We start from the raw sequence: 1,086 nt of genomic DNA, 5'->3' as shown, positions 1-1,086 counted from the left end.
AAGAATAGATTATTTATGAAGTCAGATTGCAGTACGGTTGACCCTTTTGGGGAAAACACATATTTCGTACGCTAGAAAAATAATGCATGGAAGTATCTGATTTATGGAAAAGAAAACACTGTTGACCCATTGTTCTGACGCACCGGGTTTGATCTCTAAAATTACTAATATCTGTTACAAACATCAGCTAAACATCGTTCATAATAACGAATTTGTTGATAACACCAGTGGGCACTTTTTCATGCGAACGGAGTTGGAGGGGTACTTCAACGACCAAACGTTTCTTGCCGATTTAGATCAAGCTCTACCGCAAGGTGCAAAACGCACTCTCATTGGCTCTCGCCGTAAACGCATCGTGATTCTCGTAACGAAAGAAGCACACTGTTTAGGTGATATTCTGATGAAAAATTACGATGGCAGTTTAGATGTAGAAATCGCCGCCGTGGTGGGTAACTACGATAAGTTGCAAGGCCTCACTGAACGTTTTGATATCCCTTACCACTATGTGACGCACGAAGATCTAAGCCGTGAAGAACACGAGCAAAAGATGTTAGAGGTGATCGATCAATACGATGCAGATTACTTGGTGCTAGCGAAATACATGCGCGTTCTCACGCCAACGTTTGTTGAAAAATACCGCCATAAGATCATCAACATTCACCACAGTTTCTTGCCTGCTTTCATCGGTGCTAAGCCTTATCAGCAAGCTTACGACCGTGGCGTAAAAATTATTGGCGCAACAGCCCACTTCGTGACAAACGATCTAGATGAAGGCCCGATCATCAAGCAGGATGTTATTCCAGTCGATCACACATTCAGCGCACAAGATATGGCTCAAGCAGGCCGCGATGTTGAGAAGAATGTTTTGAGTAAAGCTCTGAATAAGGTAATTAACGACCACGTTTTTGTTTATGGGAATAAGACTGTGATTCTTTAAGTTCACGCATTTGAATGAAAGAAAGGGTTGCTCATTTGCAACCCTTTCTTCTTTCTAGTCGTTCAAAATTTGCTTATTCCGCCTGCTCAGACTCCACTATACGCTTGAGCGAATGCGGATGCAGCTTGATACAAATGCCTTGGTACTTA

The 1,086-nt window shown here is 42.4% G+C and carries 1 protein-coding gene; it reads left to right on the top strand.

Annotated features, from left to right (window positions below):
• Nucleotides 1-103 precede the first annotated feature (103 nt).
• Nucleotides 104-937 (top strand): formyltetrahydrofolate deformylase, encoded by an 834-nt coding sequence (gene purU, locus R7Z50_RS24725; protein ID WP_005478783.1) that lies wholly within the window; start codon nucleotides 104-106, stop codon nucleotides 935-937.
• Nucleotides 938-1,086: the final 149 nt, after the last annotated feature.

Source organism: Vibrio sp. 1249-1 (genome assembly GCF_033340495.1).
Note: the sequence above shows the minus strand (reverse complement) of the source record. Positions and strands in the feature narration are given on the sequence as shown.

Excerpts from the sequence above, each read along its gene's own strand:
- purU (WP_005478783.1), top strand. The coding sequence starts at position 104 with ATGGAAAAGAAAACACTGTTGACCCATTGTTCTGACGCACCGGGTTTG.